The 18,332-nt window shown below is 43.6% G+C and carries 17 protein-coding genes; 16 read left to right on the forward strand and 1 reads right to left on the reverse strand.

Going from position 1 to position 18,332, the window contains the following annotated elements; all coding sequences use genetic code 11:
- The first annotated feature begins 39 nt into the window (after positions 1–39).
- From ribD to DYI25_RS17025, 8 genes are all read left to right on the forward strand, one after another.
- On the forward strand, positions 40–1,122 hold the full coding sequence (ribD, locus tag DYI25_RS16990; RefSeq protein ID WP_213371027.1) for a bifunctional diaminohydroxyphosphoribosylaminopyrimidine deaminase/5-amino-6-(5-phosphoribosylamino)uracil reductase RibD: 1,083 nt from the start codon (positions 40–42) through the stop codon (positions 1,120–1,122).
- 12 nt (positions 1,123–1,134) lie between these two features.
- Positions 1,135–1,791, forward strand: a complete 657-nt coding sequence (gene ribE / locus DYI25_RS16995) for a riboflavin synthase (RefSeq protein ID WP_213371029.1) — start codon at positions 1,135–1,137, stop codon at positions 1,789–1,791.
- Positions 1,792–1,802: 11 nt separating this feature from the next.
- Entirely contained in the window at positions 1,803–2,996 is a 1,194-nt protein-coding gene (locus DYI25_RS17000) for a bifunctional 3,4-dihydroxy-2-butanone-4-phosphate synthase/GTP cyclohydrolase II (protein ID WP_213371031.1), read from the forward strand.
- Positions 2,997–3,048: 52 nt separating this feature from the next.
- Positions 3,049–3,519, forward strand: coding sequence for a 6,7-dimethyl-8-ribityllumazine synthase (gene ribH, locus DYI25_RS17005; protein WP_213371033.1), 471 nt, complete (start codon positions 3,049–3,051; stop codon positions 3,517–3,519).
- Positions 3,520–3,730: 211 nt separating this feature from the next.
- On the forward strand, positions 3,731–4,933 hold the full coding sequence (locus tag DYI25_RS17010; protein WP_342032531.1) for a S1C family serine protease: 1,203 nt from the start codon (positions 3,731–3,733) through the stop codon (positions 4,931–4,933).
- 9 nt (positions 4,934–4,942) lie between these two features.
- The gene (locus DYI25_RS17015; protein ID WP_249745486.1) at positions 4,943–5,824 is read left to right on the forward strand and encodes a peptidylprolyl isomerase; all 882 of its coding nucleotides are present in this window, start codon (positions 4,943–4,945) and stop codon (positions 5,822–5,824) included.
- 350 nt (positions 5,825–6,174) lie between these two features.
- Positions 6,175–6,984 (forward strand): zinc transporter ZupT, encoded by an 810-nt coding sequence (zupT, locus tag DYI25_RS17020; protein ID WP_213371035.1) that lies wholly within the window; start codon positions 6,175–6,177, stop codon positions 6,982–6,984.
- Between the two features lie 266 nt (positions 6,985–7,250).
- On the forward strand, positions 7,251–8,492 hold the full coding sequence (locus DYI25_RS17025; protein ID WP_213371037.1) for a S8 family peptidase: 1,242 nt from the start codon (positions 7,251–7,253) through the stop codon (positions 8,490–8,492).
- 483 nt (positions 8,493–8,975) lie between these two features.
- On the opposite strand, the gene DYI25_RS17030 is transcribed toward DYI25_RS17025, so the two are convergent.
- Positions 8,976–10,103: a CAP domain-containing protein gene (locus DYI25_RS17030; RefSeq protein ID WP_249745487.1), complete on the reverse strand. Its 1,128-nt coding sequence runs from the start codon at positions 10,101–10,103 to the stop codon at positions 8,976–8,978.
- Positions 10,104–10,325: 222 nt separating this feature from the next.
- Between DYI25_RS17030 and DYI25_RS17035 the strand changes: the two genes are divergently transcribed.
- The 8 genes from DYI25_RS17035 to DYI25_RS17070 all read left to right on the forward strand — a co-directional run bounded on the left by DYI25_RS17035 (position 10,326) and on the right by DYI25_RS17070 (position 18,000).
- Positions 10,326–11,321: a hypothetical protein gene (locus tag DYI25_RS17035; protein ID WP_213371039.1), complete on the forward strand. Its 996-nt coding sequence runs from the start codon at positions 10,326–10,328 to the stop codon at positions 11,319–11,321.
- 258 nt (positions 11,322–11,579) lie between these two features.
- Positions 11,580–12,866 (forward strand): kynureninase, encoded by a 1,287-nt coding sequence (gene kynU, locus DYI25_RS17040; protein WP_213371288.1) that lies wholly within the window; start codon positions 11,580–11,582, stop codon positions 12,864–12,866.
- Positions 12,867–12,881: 15 nt separating this feature from the next.
- Positions 12,882–13,715 carry a tryptophan 2,3-dioxygenase gene (kynA, locus tag DYI25_RS17045; RefSeq protein ID WP_213371041.1) on the forward strand — a complete coding sequence of 278 codons (834 nt, stop codon included), beginning with the start codon at positions 12,882–12,884 and terminating at the stop codon, positions 13,713–13,715.
- Between the two features lie 19 nt (positions 13,716–13,734).
- The gene (kynB, locus tag DYI25_RS17050; protein WP_213371043.1) at positions 13,735–14,361 is read left to right on the forward strand and encodes an arylformamidase; all 627 of its coding nucleotides are present in this window, start codon (positions 13,735–13,737) and stop codon (positions 14,359–14,361) included.
- 132 nt (positions 14,362–14,493) lie between these two features.
- The gene (locus DYI25_RS17055) at positions 14,494–15,123 is read left to right on the forward strand and encodes a TetR/AcrR family transcriptional regulator (RefSeq protein ID WP_213371045.1); all 630 of its coding nucleotides are present in this window, start codon (positions 14,494–14,496) and stop codon (positions 15,121–15,123) included.
- Between the two features lie 378 nt (positions 15,124–15,501).
- Positions 15,502–16,386, forward strand: a complete 885-nt coding sequence (locus DYI25_RS17060) for an ABC transporter ATP-binding protein (RefSeq protein ID WP_213371047.1) — start codon at positions 15,502–15,504, stop codon at positions 16,384–16,386.
- A 3-nt stretch (positions 16,387–16,389) separates the two neighbouring features.
- Positions 16,390–17,187, forward strand: coding sequence for an ABC transporter permease subunit (locus tag DYI25_RS17065; RefSeq protein ID WP_213371049.1), 798 nt, complete (start codon positions 16,390–16,392; stop codon positions 17,185–17,187).
- A gap of 15 nt (positions 17,188–17,202) precedes the next feature.
- Positions 17,203–18,000, forward strand: coding sequence for an ABC transporter permease subunit (locus DYI25_RS17070; RefSeq protein ID WP_213371050.1), 798 nt, complete (start codon positions 17,203–17,205; stop codon positions 17,998–18,000).
- The last annotated feature ends 332 nt before the right edge of the window (positions 18,001–18,332 follow it).

The raw sequence follows: 18,332 nt of genomic DNA on the forward strand, positions 1-18,332 counted from the left end.
CCGAAGGGAAACTACTATTTTAAGGAAGGAGGAAGCAGGATGAACGACCGGGACTATATGGCACTAGCCATCAATCTGGCCAGTGCGACTGAAGGTCAAACCTCACCTAATCCGCAGGTTGGCGCTGTTCTTGTAAAAGACGGTCAGATCATTGGCATGGGTGCCCATTTGAAGGCGGGTGAGCCGCATGCTGAGGTCCACGCGATTCGAATGGCAGGTGAAAAGGCCGAAGGCGCCATACTGTATGTGACCCTCGAGCCATGCAGCCATTTCGGAAAAACGCCGCCATGTTCGAATTTGGTTATAGAGTCAGGCATCAAGAGAGTATTTGTCGCTTCGGTCGATCCGAATCCGCTTGTTGGCGGAGCAGGGGTGAAAAAGATGCTGGAGGCAGGCATAGATGTCCAAGTTGGATTAATGGAGGAAGAAGCCTCTGCTCTTAATAAAGTATTTTTCCATTACATAAGCACGGGGCTCCCATATGTGACCTTGAAGTCTGCGACCAGCCTTGACGGCAAAATCGCAACTGTTACCGGGGAAAGTAAATGGATAACCGGGGCAGAAGCAAGAAAGGATGTCCATCAATTTCGCCATGTACATGATGCCATTTTGGTTGGTGTTAATACTGTCATTAGAGACAATCCAAGTCTGACGACAAGACTGGAAACTGGCGGAAAAAACCCAATACGGGTGATTCTGGATTCTAACCTCAGGACACCTTTGGAATCGGGAATTGTCAATGACCAGGCTGCTGAGACAATTATTGTGACAGGTGCAAACGCAAAGCCTGAAAGTGAAGAACAATTTACAGAGCTGGGTATAGAAATAATCAAGCTGGAGACTGACAAAGTCGGGATCAAAGACATGCTGAAGAAACTGGGTGAACGGGGTATTACTTCTGTCTACGTAGAAGGCGGAGCCGAGGTGCATGGCAGCTTTTTAAAAGAAAAAGCCTTCCAGCAGGTGATTACGTATATCGCTCCAAAGCTGCTCGGCGGGAAAAATGCTCCGGCTGCATATGGAGGCGAAGGCATTGCCCAGCTTGAGGATACAGTTTCTTTGGAAATTATTGATGTAAAACAAATTGGCCGGGATATTCGGATCATCTCTGAGCCGGTCTAAAAGGAGGTTTGTATGTTTACAGGTATTATTGAAGAAATTGGGACGGTCGCGAATATTCAGCATAGTGGCGAGTCATTTGTCCTGACAATTGACGCAAAAAAAGTCCTGACAGATGTCCATCTGGGAGACAGTATTGCTGTAAACGGGGTATGCTTGACCGTCACCTCATTTACAGAAAATCGATTTACGGTTGACGTTATGCCGGAAACGGTCAAAGCATCCAGTTTGAAAACTGTCAAAAGAGGCTCGAAGGTGAATTTGGAAAGAGCGATGGCAGCGGGCGGACGGTTTGGCGGCCACTTTGTTGCCGGCCATGTGGATGGAGTCGGAACCATTATAGGGAAAAAGCAAATTGAGAATGCGATTTACTATGAAATTCAAGCTGACCCTGAATTGCTGAAATATGTCATCATGAAAGGCTCTGTCGCTGTTGACGGGACGAGCCTGACTGTATTTGGGATCTCAGAAGAAAGTCTAACTCTATCGCTAATTCCGCTTACCCTTTCCGATACGGTATTAGGGTTCAAGGGGACAGGCGATATCGTCAACATCGAATGTGACATGATCGGCAAGTATGTAGGGCACTTTTTGAGTAACCAGTTTCCGACAGCCCCAAAACGAGGAAACAATATTACAGCCCAATTCTTAGAGGATAATGGGTTTATGTGAGGGTGATGAAAATGTTTGATCCGATTGAAGAGGCTATATATGAACTCATGCAGGGAAATGTAGTCATCGTTTGTGACGATGAAGACCGTGAGAATGAAGGTGATTTTGTCGCGCTGGCGGACAAGGCAACACCGGATGTTATCAATTTCATGGCAACGCACGGCCGGGGATTGATCTGTGTACCAATTGAACAGGATTTAGCCCAGAAGCTTGATTTAATTCCGATGGTATCCCGGAATACGGATCCACACGGCACGGCTTTTACCGTCAGCATTGACCATAAGTATTCAACAACCGGGATTTCCGCTTTCGAGCGCTCGGCAACTGTATTAAGCATGCTGGATCCAGAGTCAAAGGCTGCTGATTTTAAAAGGCCTGGACATATTTTTCCGCTTGTTGCCAAGAAGGGCGGAGTACTAAGGAGAGCCGGTCATACAGAGGCGGCTGTGGATCTGGCTAAATTAAGCGGTGCCAAGCCTGCCGGGGTCATCTGCGAAATCATGAATGAAGATGGGACAATGGCTCGAGTCCCAGAGCTCCGCAAGATTGCCGACCAGTTCGATTTGAAAATGATTACGATAAAAGATCTTATTGAATACCGCAACCGGAAGGATCAGTTGATCAACAGAGAGGTTGAAATCAATCTTCCTACAGAATTCGGTATTTTCAAGGCAATCGGTTATTCAAATGTAGTAGATGACAAAGAACATATAGCACTTGTAAAGGGGGAAATTGACCCTGATGAACCGGTTCTTGTAAGGGTCCACTCTGAATGCCTGACTGGTGATGTGTTCGGCTCTTTCCGCTGTGATTGCGGTCCGCAGCTCCATGCAGCATTAAACCAGATTAACAAGGAAGGGCGAGGTGTCCTTCTGTACATGCGCCAGGAAGGCAGAGGCATCGGCCTGATGAACAAGCTGCGTGCGTATAAGCTCCAGGAAGAGGGGTATGACACTGTAGAAGCAAATGAAAAACTAGGCTTCGGTGCCGACCTGCGTGAATACGGAATTGGAGCTCAGATTTTGAAAGACCTAGGCATCAAGCAAATTAAATTGCTGACCAACAATCCAAGGAAAATCAAAGGGCTTAAAGGATATGACCTTGAAGTGGTTGACCGGGTACCAATCCAGATGCCAACAAGGGAAGAAAACGAAAATTATTTAAAAACAAAACATAGCAAATTAGGCCATTTACTTAATTTTTAAATCGTAAAGAATCGATGAACAAATTTAAACCATCTAAACTGGAGGAATAAATATGAACAGAACATTCGAAGGTAATTTAGTAGGAACGGGTCTTAAAGTGGGAATCGTTGTTGGGCGTTTTAATGAATTTATCACAAGCAAGCTTTTGGGTGGCGCGCAGGACGCGTTGAAAAGACACGGTGTCGAGGAAACCAACGTGGATGTAGCCTGGGTTCCGGGTGCGTTTGAGATTCCACTTGTCGCGCAAAAAATGGCTAAAAGCAATAAGTATGACGCAGTCATCACATTAGGTACAGTCATCCGCGGCTCCACCCCACACTTTGATTATGTTTCCAATGAAACAGCAAAGGGAGTATCAGCCGCTGCGATGAATTCAGGAGTCCCTGTAATCTTCGGAGTACTGACTACAGATACAATTGAACAGGCAATCGAACGTGCTGGCACTAAAGCTGGCAACAAAGGCTGGGACGCTGCAATGTCCGCGATTGAAATGGCCAACTTGATGAAGGATATCGAAATGTAAAAGTTTTTTATGAAGCTGCAGGCAAAATTGTCTGCAGCTTTTTATTTTTATGGAAGTAATGATTTTTTCGAAGGGTCTGGTCCTATGTAGTGTAATATTCATATCGCAAAAATCTTCCCGATATTTTAAAAACCTCGCCGCAGTTTGTTAATAATTTGTTCATAATTTCTGGTTAAGATGAAGACAAGTTAGAAGCGAGGAGGAAAACAACGTGAATGAATTTGAACAGCGTTCCCGGTACCAGGAAGTGGAACCGGTCAAAAAATCTAATAAACTTAAAAGCATCATGTCAACTGTGATGGCGGGGGTAGTCGGTTCGGCAATCACGCTTGCGGCAGTGAATTATACGGACACAGGGATTGGGAATCAAGTACAGCCACAAACGGAATCAGCTACAGAAAGCAATTCAAATTTTGTGACGACACCGACTTCGACAAAGAGTACTGGCTCGATCGCCGATATCATTGAAACCTCATCTAAATCAATAGTCGGCATCACCAATATCCAGCAGCAAAGCAATCCTTTTTCCCGAAGCCAGGGAAATGTTGAAAGCGGATCTGGTTCTGGTGTTATTTTTAAGAAAGAAGGCCAAGACGCTTTCATTGTAACGAACAACCATGTCATTGAGGGTGCTTCAAAGGTTGAGGTCTCCTTGTACAATGGAGAGAAGGTTGATGCGGAAGTTGTAGGAGCAGACGCATTGACAGATTTAGCGGTTGTAAAAATCGATGCAGTTCATGCAGCAGATGTCATTGAATTTGGTGATTCATCTATATTAAGAGCTGGCGACCAGGTGCTGGCCATCGGCAACCCGCTTGGCCTGGACTTATCACGCACTGTCACCCAAGGAATCGTAAGTGCAGTTGATCGTTCTATCTCAGTTCCAACCTCTGCGGGGGAATGGGAAATGAACGTCATCCAAACGGACGCGGCAATCAATCCAGGCAACAGCGGCGGTGCGCTGATCAATACGGATGGTAAAGTGATTGGCATCAACAGCTTGAAAATATCGCAAAATGGCGTGGAAGGCCTCGGTTTTGCGATTCCAAGCAATGAAGCTATGCCAATCGTCAACCAGCTGATCGAAAAAGGGAAAGTGGAACGCCCATATTTAGGTGTAAGCCTTGCTGATCTGGCGCAAATTCCAGATATGTATCTCGACAACCTGCCGGACAGTGTGAATTCAGGTACGATGGTTACCTATGTAGACCCTAATTCTGCCGCTGCAAAAGCTGGCCTACACGAACAGGATATCATCGTTGGTATCAATGGTGAAAAAGTAGAGAATGCAAGTGATTTAAGAAGATACATGTATACTAAACTTCAAAATGGTGACAATGTCGAATTGAAAATATACCGCGATGGCAAGCAGCAAACCTTACAGGTTGCCCTGTCTGCTGCTAACGCTGAATAATGGAGGAATATGATGATTGCTTTTATGAAAAATAATAAACTCTTAATGATATTTGCAGTGATTTTCTTAGGACTCCTCTTGATCTTTGCGACAGCTTTTTCAGAAACAGAAACGGCAGCGATCATTAATGGGGAGAAAATCACAAAGGACGAACTGAATACGAAATTGACCGAAATGTATGGCGCGGATATATTGGATTCACTGATCACAAATAAAGTGATTGAAATGGAAGCTTCGAAGGAAAAGGTAAAAGTGACCGGGAATGAGATAGATGAAGAACTGACGAAGCTCCAGGAATCCTATGGCGGTGAAGAAGCATTTGCTTCGGCACTTGAACAAAACCAGGTTTCAATGGACAGAATCAGGGAGGACATCGAAATTTATCTGCTCGCGGAAAAAATGATCGGATCTTCTATCGATGTGACTGAAGAGGAAATGAAGACATACTTCGAGGAAAATAAAGATACTTTTGACCAAAAGCAACAGGTGAATGCGAGCCATATTTTAGTCGAAGATGAGGCAACGGCCAAGAAGGTCAGGGAAGAGCTTGATAATGGAAAAGACTTTGCTGAACTGGCAAAAGAATATTCAACAGATACAAGCAATGCTGATAACGGCGGCGATCTTGGGTATTTTGGAAAAGGAGAGATGGCTGAGGAGTTTGAGAGTGCTGCATTCGGAATGGAAGTAAATGCAATCAGCGAGCCTGTAAAAACAGAATTTGGTTACCATATCATCAAGGTCATCGATAAAAAAGCTGCAAAATCAGCAGTGTACGACGACCATAAAGAAGAAATAAAAGAATTGTTATTTGACCAAAAAATCCAGTCGGAATACGCTGGCTGGCTGGAAGAGAAAAAAGCAGAATATGAAATTAAAAGTTATTTATAGTTAATTAGGCCAACCCCTGCAGCTTTTGCAGGGGTTTTTGGTTGTAAAGGAATCAAATTTATAAAAGTTTTCGAATTATTTAGTTGCAGGCCAAGTTTCCTTTGCGTTAAAATGTTTACCAAGGGAAACTTTTTAATCCACATGCATATATTGTTTTGTAATAGGAATCCTGCACTCAAAAAGTTTACCAAAGGAAACATTGTGGAATATGCCCATTATTTTCGCGATATAATACTTGAAAGTTCAGCAAGTGTAACATTTTCGTTTTGTGGCATAAACTAAGAATTATTGTTTTCTTTCATACATTACGATGGGTCAGGTCAAATATTGATTTTTAAAGGAGAATAAAAATGACAGATGAGATTTTATTTGCATTTGGTTTGACTTTATTTGCAGGTCTTGCCACCGGAATCGGCAGTATTCTTGCCTTTTTCACATCGAGGACCAATACAAAATTTCTTTCGATCGCACTTGGCTTTTCTGCTGGCGTGATGATTTACGTGTCGATGATTGAGATCTTCGTCAAAGCAAAGGATTCCCTCGTTTCTGCGATGGGCGTGCAATTAGGCAACTGGGCAACTGTAGGTGGTTTCTTCGCAGGAATCCTGCTGATTGCCTTGATTGACAAGTTCATACCAAAGCAGGGAAATCCTCATGAACTGAAAAAAGTCGAGGATATGAACGCGCCGACTAATGCTTCCCACGATGCAGCCTTGTTGAAAATGGGCACCTTCACAGCTCTGGCAATCGGGATTCACAACTTCCCGGAAGGAATCGCTACCTTCACTTCCGCAATACAGGATCCTGCTTTGGGTGTGGCAATTGCCATTGCGATCGCAATCCACAACATTCCAGAGGGGATTGCAGTTTCTGTACCGGTTTATTTTGCCACAGGCGATAAGAAGAAAGCTTTCAAACTATCATTCTTGTCAGGATTATCCGAACCCATTGGCGCACTGGCAGCCTACTTATTCCTAATGCCATTCCTGAATGATATTATGTTCGGAGTCATTTTCGCCGCAGTAGCAGGTATCATGGTCTTCATTTCCCTCGATGAACTGCTTCCTGCAGCTAAAAAGTATGATGAATCGCATCTAGCCATTTATGGTTTGGTCGCCGGGATGGCAGTTATGGCCGTAAGTTTGCTGTTGTTTATTTAATCTGAAAAACAAAAGTGCTAATAATACTATTATTTTCCATTTAAAAGAGTGGCCTGTAAAAAAACGGTCACTCTTTTTAGTTCTTTGGATATTGGGAAAATTTTAAAATAGAACTTTAGGCATGTGACTTTTGCGTAAACGTGCTGATTTACCTGATTCTAAAGACTCAAAAATGAATAGTTTAGCACATTGATATTATCAGAATATTTTAAATATAATAGAGTCTGTAAAACCGGCAACACCAAAAAATGCAGAGGAGTGGTTGAATGAAAAAGAAGAAAGTACTAGGAGCCGCACTATTAAGCATGACAATGGGGTTATCTATGTTTACGGCTGGTGCATTTGGCCAGGCGCCTGAGGCACAGGATTCTTACCGGGTATTAATCCAGGGTCCGACAGCTGAAAAAGCGAAGGCTAAGGATCAATACGGTGCAAGATGGGATTTTGGAACAAATGGATTTACAACAACGGTTAATGCAAAGCAATATCAGGCACTACTTCATAATAAGAACCTAAATGTGGAAACAGTCTCTCAAGTGAAGCTAGAAGCAAAACCGGGCTCAGACGCCCAAGCTGCGCCATCTGACCGCACACCATGGGGAATGGAAGCAATCTATAATGATAGCAATCTACAAGCAACTTCTGGTGGTAACGGTGTTAAGGTAGCGGTCCTTGATACAGGAGTAAATGTTGCTCATAATGATTTAGCGGGCAGCGATGAACAATGTAAGGACTTTACTAATCGCCGCACACCATTAGTAGAGGGTTCTTGTACAGATAAGAATGGTCACGGTACCCACGTTGCCGGCACCGTATTGGCACACGGAGGATCTGGAAATGGAATTTATGGAGTAGCTCCTGAAGCGGAACTGTGGGCATATAAGGTTTTGAATGATCAGGGATCAGGCTATTCTGATGACATCGCAGGTGCAATCCAGCATGCTGCAGACGAAGCAGTTCGCACAGGCTCGAATGTCGTCATTTCAATGTCACTTGGTTCAAGCAGCAAGAGCACACTGATTGCTGATGCTGTAGACTATGCATACGGAAAAGGAGTCCTTGTTGTTGCAGCAGCTGGAAACAGCGGCCCTAATGCAGATACAATTGGATACCCAGGCGCATTGACTAATGCAGTAGCCGTCGCAGCTCTTGAGGATGTCCAGGAAAACGGTACATACCGTGTCGCTGACTTCTCTTCCCGCGGAAACCCGCTGACAGATGGTGACTATGTCATCCAGGAACGAGATGTAGAATTATCAGCACCAGGAAGAGCAATCGAATCAACCTGGTATGACGGCTCGTATAACACAATCAGCGGAACATCGATGGCAACTCCGCACGTGTCCGGATTGGCAGCGAAAATCTGGGCGGCAAATCCAAGCATGAGCCACACACAACTTCGTGCAGAACTTCAGAACCGTGCAAAAGCGAACGACATCCTTGGCGGATCAGGAGCAGCATCTGGTGATGACTATGCATCAGGCTTCGGATTCCCGCGTGTGAAGTAAACATAGTGTAAAACCGCTTAATCGAGAGTCGATTGAGCGGTTTTTGTTCGTTAGGGGACTTGACCGACCTCGTTAATAAGTGATTGTTATTTCGCGAACTGGAAAAAAACGCTCGGAATTTCCAGTTCGCCAATAAAATCGTATTTTCGCCAATAAACTAGCGGAAATCGCCAATAAAAATTAAAAATCGCCAATATAGTTGTGAAAATCGCAATAAAATTTTTCAAGGCAAGAAACTTAGTGTTTTTCTTGAGATTAGTAATGCAAACTGGTCTTGAACATGCCTGTTAATAGGAATCGATTGTATATAATAGTGAAAATCCAGAGCAAAAATTATAATTTAATAACGATTCGCATTTTTTATAGCGATTTTCTGAGTATCATAGCGAAAACGTCATCTTTATAGCGTACTGGAGATTTTCTGCGTTTTTTTCCAGCTCCTCCATTAAAAAAAGAAACCGAGCCAATTAAATTGGACTCGGTTTAAAACTTCCTTTTCGTATAAAAATTCTCAGTAAAATAAGGCTCATGCTTCGGACCGAACGCAACGCCGACGCCGAGTAACTTAAAATCTGGCTTAAGGATATTTTCACGGTGCCCGAGCGAATTCATTAATCCTTCGTGGGCGAAAATGCTGCTGAATTGTCCATACGCCAGATTCTCCCCAGCGACGGAAAACGCAATATCATCCTCGGCCATCCTGTCAAAAGGCGACTGTCCTTCAGGATTCGTGTGGCTGAAAAACGAGTTTTCCGCCATATCGGCACTGTGCTTTCTGGCAGTGATCCTCACCTCGTCATCCCAGGTAAGAATGCCAAGACCATGCATCAATCTCGATGCATTGGTCAAATCAAACAGCTGATATTCGAAACCTTCCTTCAAATCCTCACTCGCTTCCGTATAAAAGCTCGCTTTGCTTTGCTCCAGTTTTTCACTGATCATCTGGATTGCTGTCACCGTATTATTTTTGTGTTTATCATAAAAAACCGTTACATAGCTGTCATCCAAATTGTATACGTCATAGTCCTGATCCTTTTGGAACTGATAATAGACAAGCCCTTTCCTTATCTCGGTGAGTGGTTCTCCAAGCGTCTGACGGACTGTCTCTTTTGGAGAGCCATACTTGATGCCATTTTTGGCAGCAATCAAATCCTGATTTGTGTACAAAGCATTCACAACCCCATCTTTGCTGTAGGAAACCATGATGAAGTTTTGGAAATTCTCGTGATAGGCATGCCACTCTGTTCCGTATTCGTTCACGGAAACACGTTTCGCAGTCCCAAGTTGACTTTCTACTTCTTCTTTTGCATCGCCAATGCCAATATTATGGATCGTAAATGTATTTTCCGCAGGTGTTTCCAATTCTGGTTTAGCTACTTTTGGAATATCACTCTGCTTATCCATTGTCAGTTCTTCCTTTTTCTCATTCAGCTGCCAGATCAACTGGTTAATCCCTTTATTAACCGTTTCTAACACATCGCTGAACTCAGGGGTGTCTCTTAACTTATCTATTTCATTATTAATATTTTTTATATCTTTTTCATTCGTTAAAAATGGCCAAGCAAAATAAAGCAGGGCTCCTAAAATTAAGAGTGAAAACAGGCGTCCCAAATTTTTTCACCTTCCTTTAATCCTTATCACCAATATACCCTTTAATTGTTGATTTAAAAAGCATACTAGCTTGGCGACAGGGCAAACTTGGGATGGGAAACTACTTGAGATAACAATTTGTGAATAAATTCACAAATTGTTCATAACTACTCTGAAAAAATCTCATGATTCCACTGTATTATTACTATGTCGATAGTGTTTATATTGCCAGGAGGTTTTATAATGAAAAAACTGTTACAGATTATAATTGGCTTTGGACTTATCCTGACACCTTTTTATACAAATGCTCATGTCAAATGGTTCACCCAGGTGGCGCCAAAGAAAGAAACAATCGAAAACATTTTATCGCCATTATTTATGGGGCTGGCATTGCTGGCGGCTCTAGTCCTTGCGTCATTGACGTTAATTATCCCCAAAATGGCCCAATGCCCGTTAATCAAAAAATGGGATGATTTCCTTTCCGGCTTCAGGAAATATTCAAGGTATCTATTGAAATATGGAACAGCGGCAGCATTGATCATCCAGGTCACAAACGGTACTTTGTTTGCACCAGAGTTCCAGGTGGACAGCACCTTGATGACGATTTTGGCGTGGGTTACAATTGGGCTGCTCCTCGTTCCCCATCATATCGCAACTAAATTAGGGGCAGCCGTTTTACTGATACTATTCATCATGGTGACTGTAAAGCATGGTATTTTCTATATGCTTGATTACGGTTTTTATGTAGCTATCATCGGCGTGCTGCTTGTTGGCAACACAAAGCTTGAAAACGTTGGCTTCCCGTTTCTATATTTGGGGACAGGACTTTCATTGTGCTGGGTCGCTGTAGAAAAATGGGTATATCCAACGATGGCGTTTGATATCGTCGCAAACCACCAGGTGCCTACTTTCGGATTTGAACCGGCAGCCTTCATCGTCATGGCCGCCTTTGTAGAATTCGTTGTCGGCTATTTGCTTGTAGTCGGAATCCTGAATCGAGTGCTTGGCTTTGTCGTCACAACCATCTTTATTTTAACGACGATGTTATTCGGATATAAAGAAATCATCGGCCACTTCATGATCCATATTGTCCTGATCATCTTCATCATCGAGGGCGTATCCTTCTATAATCCGCCGATTAAATTGCATAAAACAAAAGCAGACCAATTCATCTTCATTTTCTTGAACTTCATTTTCGTGCTATCGACCTTTTTGTTGATCTATTATCGATTTGCTTAAGTTTGGCAAACAGTCTCCTTTCTGGAGGCTGTTTTCTTTATAGATAAACAGTGAAATTTCACTTCGAGTAATGGCCAGCTACAGCGCCTAGCCAGTTTTCATCAATGAGAGTACTTCCTTGAGTATCTTGCGAGAAGCGTTTGTCGGGGCTGACCAAGGCGTTTCCGCATTTCTTAGAATTATCAGACCTTTTGTTGACGCTTGCTTCGTTTCTTTGATACGATTTCTCTAGTTGCAAATGGAATGGGAGAGAAGATGATGAAACCTTATTCTTATGAAGCTGGTGCGAATTTTGCTGCACAGCTTGACAGGGAAGATATCCTAGCCGGTTACCGGGATGAATTTTACCTGAAACCTGATTCGATCTATCTTGACGGCAATTCGTTAGGTCTGCTTTCAAAGAGGGCCGAACAAACATTGCTTGAATCGTTGGCTGACTGGCGTGAGCGTGGCATCGATGGCTGGATGGATGGTAACCATCCGTGGTTCTATTTATCTGAAAAACTAGGAGAATTGACAGCTCCGCTCGTTGGTGCTTCCCCTGAGGAGGTTATTGTAAGCGGATCCACAACAGTCAACCTGCATCAGTTGGTGGCTACTTTTTATAAGCCAGAAGGGAAGAGGACAAAAATCCTTGCAGATGAATTGAATTTTCCGTCTGATATCTATGCGCTGCAAAGCCAGCTCAGGATCCATGGCTATGACCCAGATAGCCATCTGATCAGAGTGAAGAGCAGAGATGGAAGGTTCCTTGATGAGGACGATATTATTGAGGCGATGACGGATGAAATTGCGCTTGTCGTGCTGCCGACCGTTTTGTACCGCAGCGGGCAAATCCTTGATATGGAGCGCCTGACAAGAGCTGCACACGACCGTGGAATCCTGATTGGTTTCGATGGCTGCCATTCAATTGGCGCAATTCCGCATTCCTTCTCGGATTGGGGAGTCGATTTTGCCTACTGGTGCAATTATAAGCATTTGAATGGCGGACCTGGAGCAGTAGCGGGTCTCTACGTGAACTCGAAACATTTTGGTGCGAAGCCAGGTCTTGCAGGCTGGTTTGGCTCACGAAAAGACAAACAGTTCGATATGGAGCATGTCCTTACACCTGCTGAGAATGCTGGTGCTTACCAGATTGGAACTCCACATGTGTTGAGCCTCGCTCCTTTACTTGGCTCATTAGAAATGTTCGCGGAAGCGGGAATCGAGAATATCCGCGAAAAATCATTAAAGATCAATCACTATTTAATGGACCTGATCGAGCAAGAGCTTGGGGATGCCGGGTTTAAAGTCGGCAGTCCTGCAGAAGACTTCCGACGAGGTGGCCATGTCAGTCTCGAGCATAAAGAGGCTGCGAGAATTTGCAAAGCGCTGAAGGAAAAAGGAATAATACCTGACTTTCGGGCGCCAAATATCGTCCGCCTGGCACCTGTGGCTCTTTACACTTCTTACACTGATGTCTGGAATGCTGTCCAGATTTTGAAAGAGATCATGGATCATAAATTATACGAAAAATTCAGCAATGAGCGCGAGGTAGTGGCGTAGAGGAGGAGTCTGGCAATGAAGGAAGAACAAAAAACTTCACATAAAATTCATACCGATTTTTCAAAAGAGCTTTCTTATGGAAGCTACTTGCAATTAGATAAAATTTTATCCAGTCAGCAGCGTCTGTCTGATCATCATGATGAAATGCTGTTCATCATTATCCACCAGGCTAGCGAGCTATGGATGAAGCTGATTTTACATGAAGTAAGCGGGGCGATTGACTGTATCCGGAAAAATGATCTGGAGCCATCTTTCAAGATGCTATCAAGGGTGTCGAGAATCCAGCAGCAGCTGATCCAGTCATGGAGTGTGCTATCGACGCTGACTCCGGCAGAATATATGGAGTTCCGCGACAAGCTTGGGCATTCATCCGGTTTTCAATCCTATCAAAATCGCTTGATCGAATTCGCTCTTGGTCAAAAGAGCTCACATGTTCTGTCTGTTTACAAACATGATGCTGAACTGTATAAACAAATGGAGAATGCACTTCATGAGCGGTCGATTTATGATGCGGCGATCAGTGCAATGGCGATGCGTGGGCTTCCAATCGATGATGCCGCGCTAAACCGTGATTGGTCGGAACCGTACGAACCAAATGCCAGTGTCGAGGAAGCGTGGCTGACGGTGTACCGCAACGTCGACCAATACTGGGACCTGTATGAGCTTGCGGAAAAGCTTGTCGATATCGGCAGCCAGCAACAGCTTTGGCGCTACAACCACATGAGTACGGTTGAACGAATTATCGGCCACAAGACTGGAACAGGCGGTTCTGCCGGTGTGTCCTATTTGAAAAAGGTTGTAGACCACCGATTTTTCCCTGAGCTATGGAGCCTGAGGACGAAGCTATAAAAAGAAAGTAGGAAACAGTATGGGAAATTGGATTGATATTTCGCAGGTTTTACATGATAAAATTCCTGTTTGGCCAGGCGACACGCCATTCCATTATGAAGTGAGCTGGGGAATGGAAGAAAGCGGCTCCGTGAACGTCGGACAGGTAACGATGAGCACGCATACCGGCACACATATCGACGCGCCTTTTCATTTCGAAAACGATGGAAAAAAAGTGATCGAGCTGGACTTCAACCTTTATATTGGACCTGCTCTTGTGATATATGTAGAGAAGCCTGAAAGTATTGGCCTTAAAGAGCTGCAAGGTGTGGATTTAAAGGGAGTGAAGCGTCTGTTGATCAGAACCGATGCCTGGCAGGATAAAACTGTGTTCCCGGAATCAATTCCGCATATCGAACCTGAATTGGCTGCTTATCTAGCCGAGCATGGAGTACAACTGCTTGGACTGGATTTGCCATCGGTCGATCCTTTAGATAGTAAAGAGCTGAGCGCTCATCATGAATTGAACGACCAGGGAATTCATATTCTTGAAGGACTAGTGCTTGATAAAATTGAACCAGGAGAATATGAGCTCGCTGCACTGCCGCTGCCTCTGGAACAGGCGGATGGCAGTCCTGTAAGAGCCGTGATTCAAAAAAAAGAATAAGATGGAAGGCTGCCTAGATTGGCAGCCTTTTTTCTGTCGAAAAATGTACTATGATTGTTATTGACCGAAGTGGTCAACGAGGAGTAAGATGTAATTGACCAAGGTGGTCAATTTAGTTTTAAGGAGGTCGTTATGTCTTCGAAGTTTGTAAGTTTAAATCCTGAAAAGCAAGAACGAATCCTGAACGCTTCTCTAAAGGAGTTTGCCCTGAAAGGATACGAAAATGCATCCACAAATGAAATCGTAAAATTAGCAGGGATCTCAAAAGGGCTGCTATTCCACTACTTCGCTAATAAAAAAGAACTCTATTTGTTTCTCTATAACCACTTTGTTGATGTATTAATGAAAGAGTTCTTCAATGAACTGGATTTCACAGGACGTGATATTTTTGAGAGGCTAAAGAACCTGATGATTCTAAAAAACCGGTTGATGGCCAGACATCCCGAGATATTCAACTTTATGATGTCAGCCTCAATGGAAGCTTCAGAAGAAGTAAAAGAGGCATTGAACGACTCCAAGACAGAACTGATGCACACCAGCTACGGCAGACTATTCGAGAATATCGACTTAACAAAGTTCCGTGAAGGCACGGATATTCAAAGAACCATCAATATCATCATGTGGACTCTCGAAGGCTTCAGCAACCAGGAACTAGAAAAAGCAAAAAAACTGAACAAAGATAGTCTTGATTTTGACGAAGCATTTAAAGAAGCCGAAGTGTACATCGATATGCTGAAGAAGTCTTTTTATAAGAGTCATTAACAAGATGACACAGATATAACCGTAGATAAAAATGATTTACCCGGAAATAAAGATAATCCAACCGGAGATAAAAAATGGTCTAACCGGTAAAAAAGTGCTCCAACCGTTAGAAAGTTGAAAATCGAACCCTGTCGATATCAAAAACGGGCTCAACTGGTATTAAATCGAACCGAACTGGTTTTAAAACAGTTTGTAGTGTTATTGAATTAACAATATTAGGGGCCTGCGCCAACAAGGGTTAGGAATTAAGTTCCAACGGGGAAATTAAGCGCTCTAATCGGGAAATAAGGCTGGTTAACCATATTCAAAAATCAATGGTCCGCTGCGCGTGTAGCATATAGAAAACATAAAAAGAAAAAGTATCTGGGAGGGTCTGGCATGAACGTGATTGAGATTAAGAATCTGACGAAAATGTACGGCAAGGCCAGGGGAATTGAGGATGTTAGTTTTAATGTGAAGGAAGGGGAGATATTCGGTTTTATCGGCCCGAATGGCGCAGGAAAATCGACGACGATCAGGACGCTGCTCTCACTGATTTACCCGACGAGCGGCAGCGCGACGATTTTCGGAAAAGATATCATTACAGCCGCACCGGAAATCAAAAAGGATATCGGTTACCTGCCATCTGAAGTATTTTACTATGACAATATGAAGGTTATCGACCTCTTGAAGTACTCAGCAAGCTTTTACAAGAAGGATTGTACCAAACGGATCAAGGAGCTTGCTGATATCATGGAGCTGGACCTTACGAAGAAAATCGATGACCTTTCCCTTGGGAACAAGAAAAAAGTCGGCATCGTCCAGGGTCTGCTTCACGAACCGAAGCTGATTATCCTCGATGAGCCAACGAGCGGGCTTGATCCGCTCATGCAGCAGAAGTTCTTTGACCTGCTTGAAAAAGAAAACAAGAAAGGCGCGACAATACTGTTTTCATCCCATATTCTCAGCGAGGTGCAAAGGCTGTGTGACAGGGTCGCCATCATCAAGGAAGGCAGGATTGTCACTGTCGAGAAAATCAGTACGTTAAAAGAAAACACATACAAGAAATTCAAGATCGAATCAAATTCAGTAATCGATAAAAGCCTTTTCGATATCGACGGAGTGAACCAGCTTGAGCAAGATGGCGGAACGATCAGCTTCCTCTTCAGGGGAAACATCAACTCCATCATAAAAAAAATCGCAGAAACCGAGATTGCGAATCTTTGGGTTGAGGAGCCTGACCTGGAAGAGATTTTCATGCATTACTATGAAAAGGAGGAATAGAACATGAATATATTCCTTCATGAATTGAAGGCATACCGCAAGTCTACAATTATTTGGACTTTGTCATTGGTGGCATTGGTTGTGTTGTTTTTATCGATGTTCCCTTCTTTCTCAAAGGATGCGGAAGAGTTCAAGAAGCTGCTTGAAGGATTCCCGGTTGAATTAAGGAAGGCAATTGGGTTGTCAGTGGAAAGCATCGCGACATTGATTGGCTTCTTCTCGTATACGTTCCTGTACCTGAAGCTTGCGGGCGCAATCCAGGCTATGAATCTTGGAACCTCGATTTTATCGAAGGAAACCAGGGAAAAAACGGCGGACTTCCTGCTGACGAAGCCGGTGACAAGGGCGCAGGTGGTAACTACAAAGCTGCTCGCCGCGCTGGTTTCCCTGTTCATCACCAATATCGTTTTTATAGCAGCTACTTTCGTGATGGCATCCATCGTAGCAGGGGGCGATTTTAACAAGGAAGCTTTGTTCTTGATTGCTATCTCCCTGTTTTTCATCCAGCTTATGTTTATGGCGCTGGGCACAATCATTTCGGTAATTTTCCCAAGAATTAAGTCCGTGATTTCGGTATCGCTCGGTACTGTGTTCGGGTTTTTTATGCTCGGGATGATCAGTTCGACGACAGATGATAAAGCCCTGCGTTATTTGACGCCATTCAATTATTTTGACTCAACGTATATCACAGAAAACTCAAGCTATGAAACTTCTTTTATCATATCCGGGGTAATTTTTGTCATAGCTGCGGTAGTTGCCAGTTATTATTTGTACGCGAAAAAGGATGTCCATTCTGTTTAGGGAGGAGGGAAAGTCATGAATCTTTTTAAAAGAGAAATGAAAGCAAACCGGAAGTCGCTCATCATCTGGAGCATCGGCGTCATCTTCATGGTTGCCTCGGGCATGGGCAAGTACGCAAGCATGGAAGGGACCGGGCAATCGATGAATGCGCTGATGGCTGAAATGCCTAAATCGCTCCAGGCGATCATGGGCACAGGGTCGCTCGATTTGTCGACACCACTCGGTTATTATGGAGTCCTATTCTTATACCTGGCTGTGATGGGAACAATTCATGCCGCAATGATTGGTTCGAATATTATTGCCAAGGAAGAGAGAGACAAGACGATTGAATTCCTGCTGGTCAAACCAGTTTCAAGGACGAGAATGATCACATCCAAGCTATTAGCTGCTCTGGTCAACGTCTTGATTTTCAATGCTGTGACCTTCGCTTCCTCTGTGGGAATGGTCCGGAAATATGCGGAAGGTGAGGATGTGACGGGGGATATCACCTTGCTTATGGTCGGGATGTTGATCCTTCAGTTGCTTTTCCTTGTCATCGGGACCGCGATTGCCGCTATCTATAAACATGCTAAAAAAGCTACATCATTGGCAACGGGAATTTTGCTCTTCCTTTTCATTCTGTCGATCGCAATAGATTTGAATGAAAAGCTGGATGGATTCAAGTTCCTGACTCCATTCAAATATTATGACGCTAAGATTGTTTTGCAGGAAGGCGGGTTCGAACCGCTTTATCTGGCACTGTCCGGTTTGTTGTTGCTCGGGCTCACAATTGTGACCTACGTGTTTTATCGTAAAAGAGATATGAATTTGTGAAATCCCGGGAAATCCGGGATTTTTTCATGGAGAAGTAGATATTTTGTGAATACCACACTTTGTTTCGCCAAAGTGTATAGGCATTCCACGAATTTTCTATCTAAGAACGGGAGTATGAAGCTTAATTCCGCGTAATACCCACCTGATTCCGCGAAAAAGATGCTTAATTCCGCGAAATTCTAACTTAATTCCGCGAAAATCAATGATGATTCCGCGAACTGGAAATTATCCGTATTTTTTTCCAATAATATCGTTCACATTTTAGTAAAAAAACGGCCATCTTCCTTTTTATTTCGGGTGCTATACTTTTTATATGTTAAAAACTTCACATA

Source organism: Mesobacillus boroniphilus (genome assembly GCF_018424685.1).
GTDB lineage: Bacteria > Bacillota > Bacilli > Bacillales > Cytobacillaceae > Mesobacillus > Mesobacillus boroniphilus_A.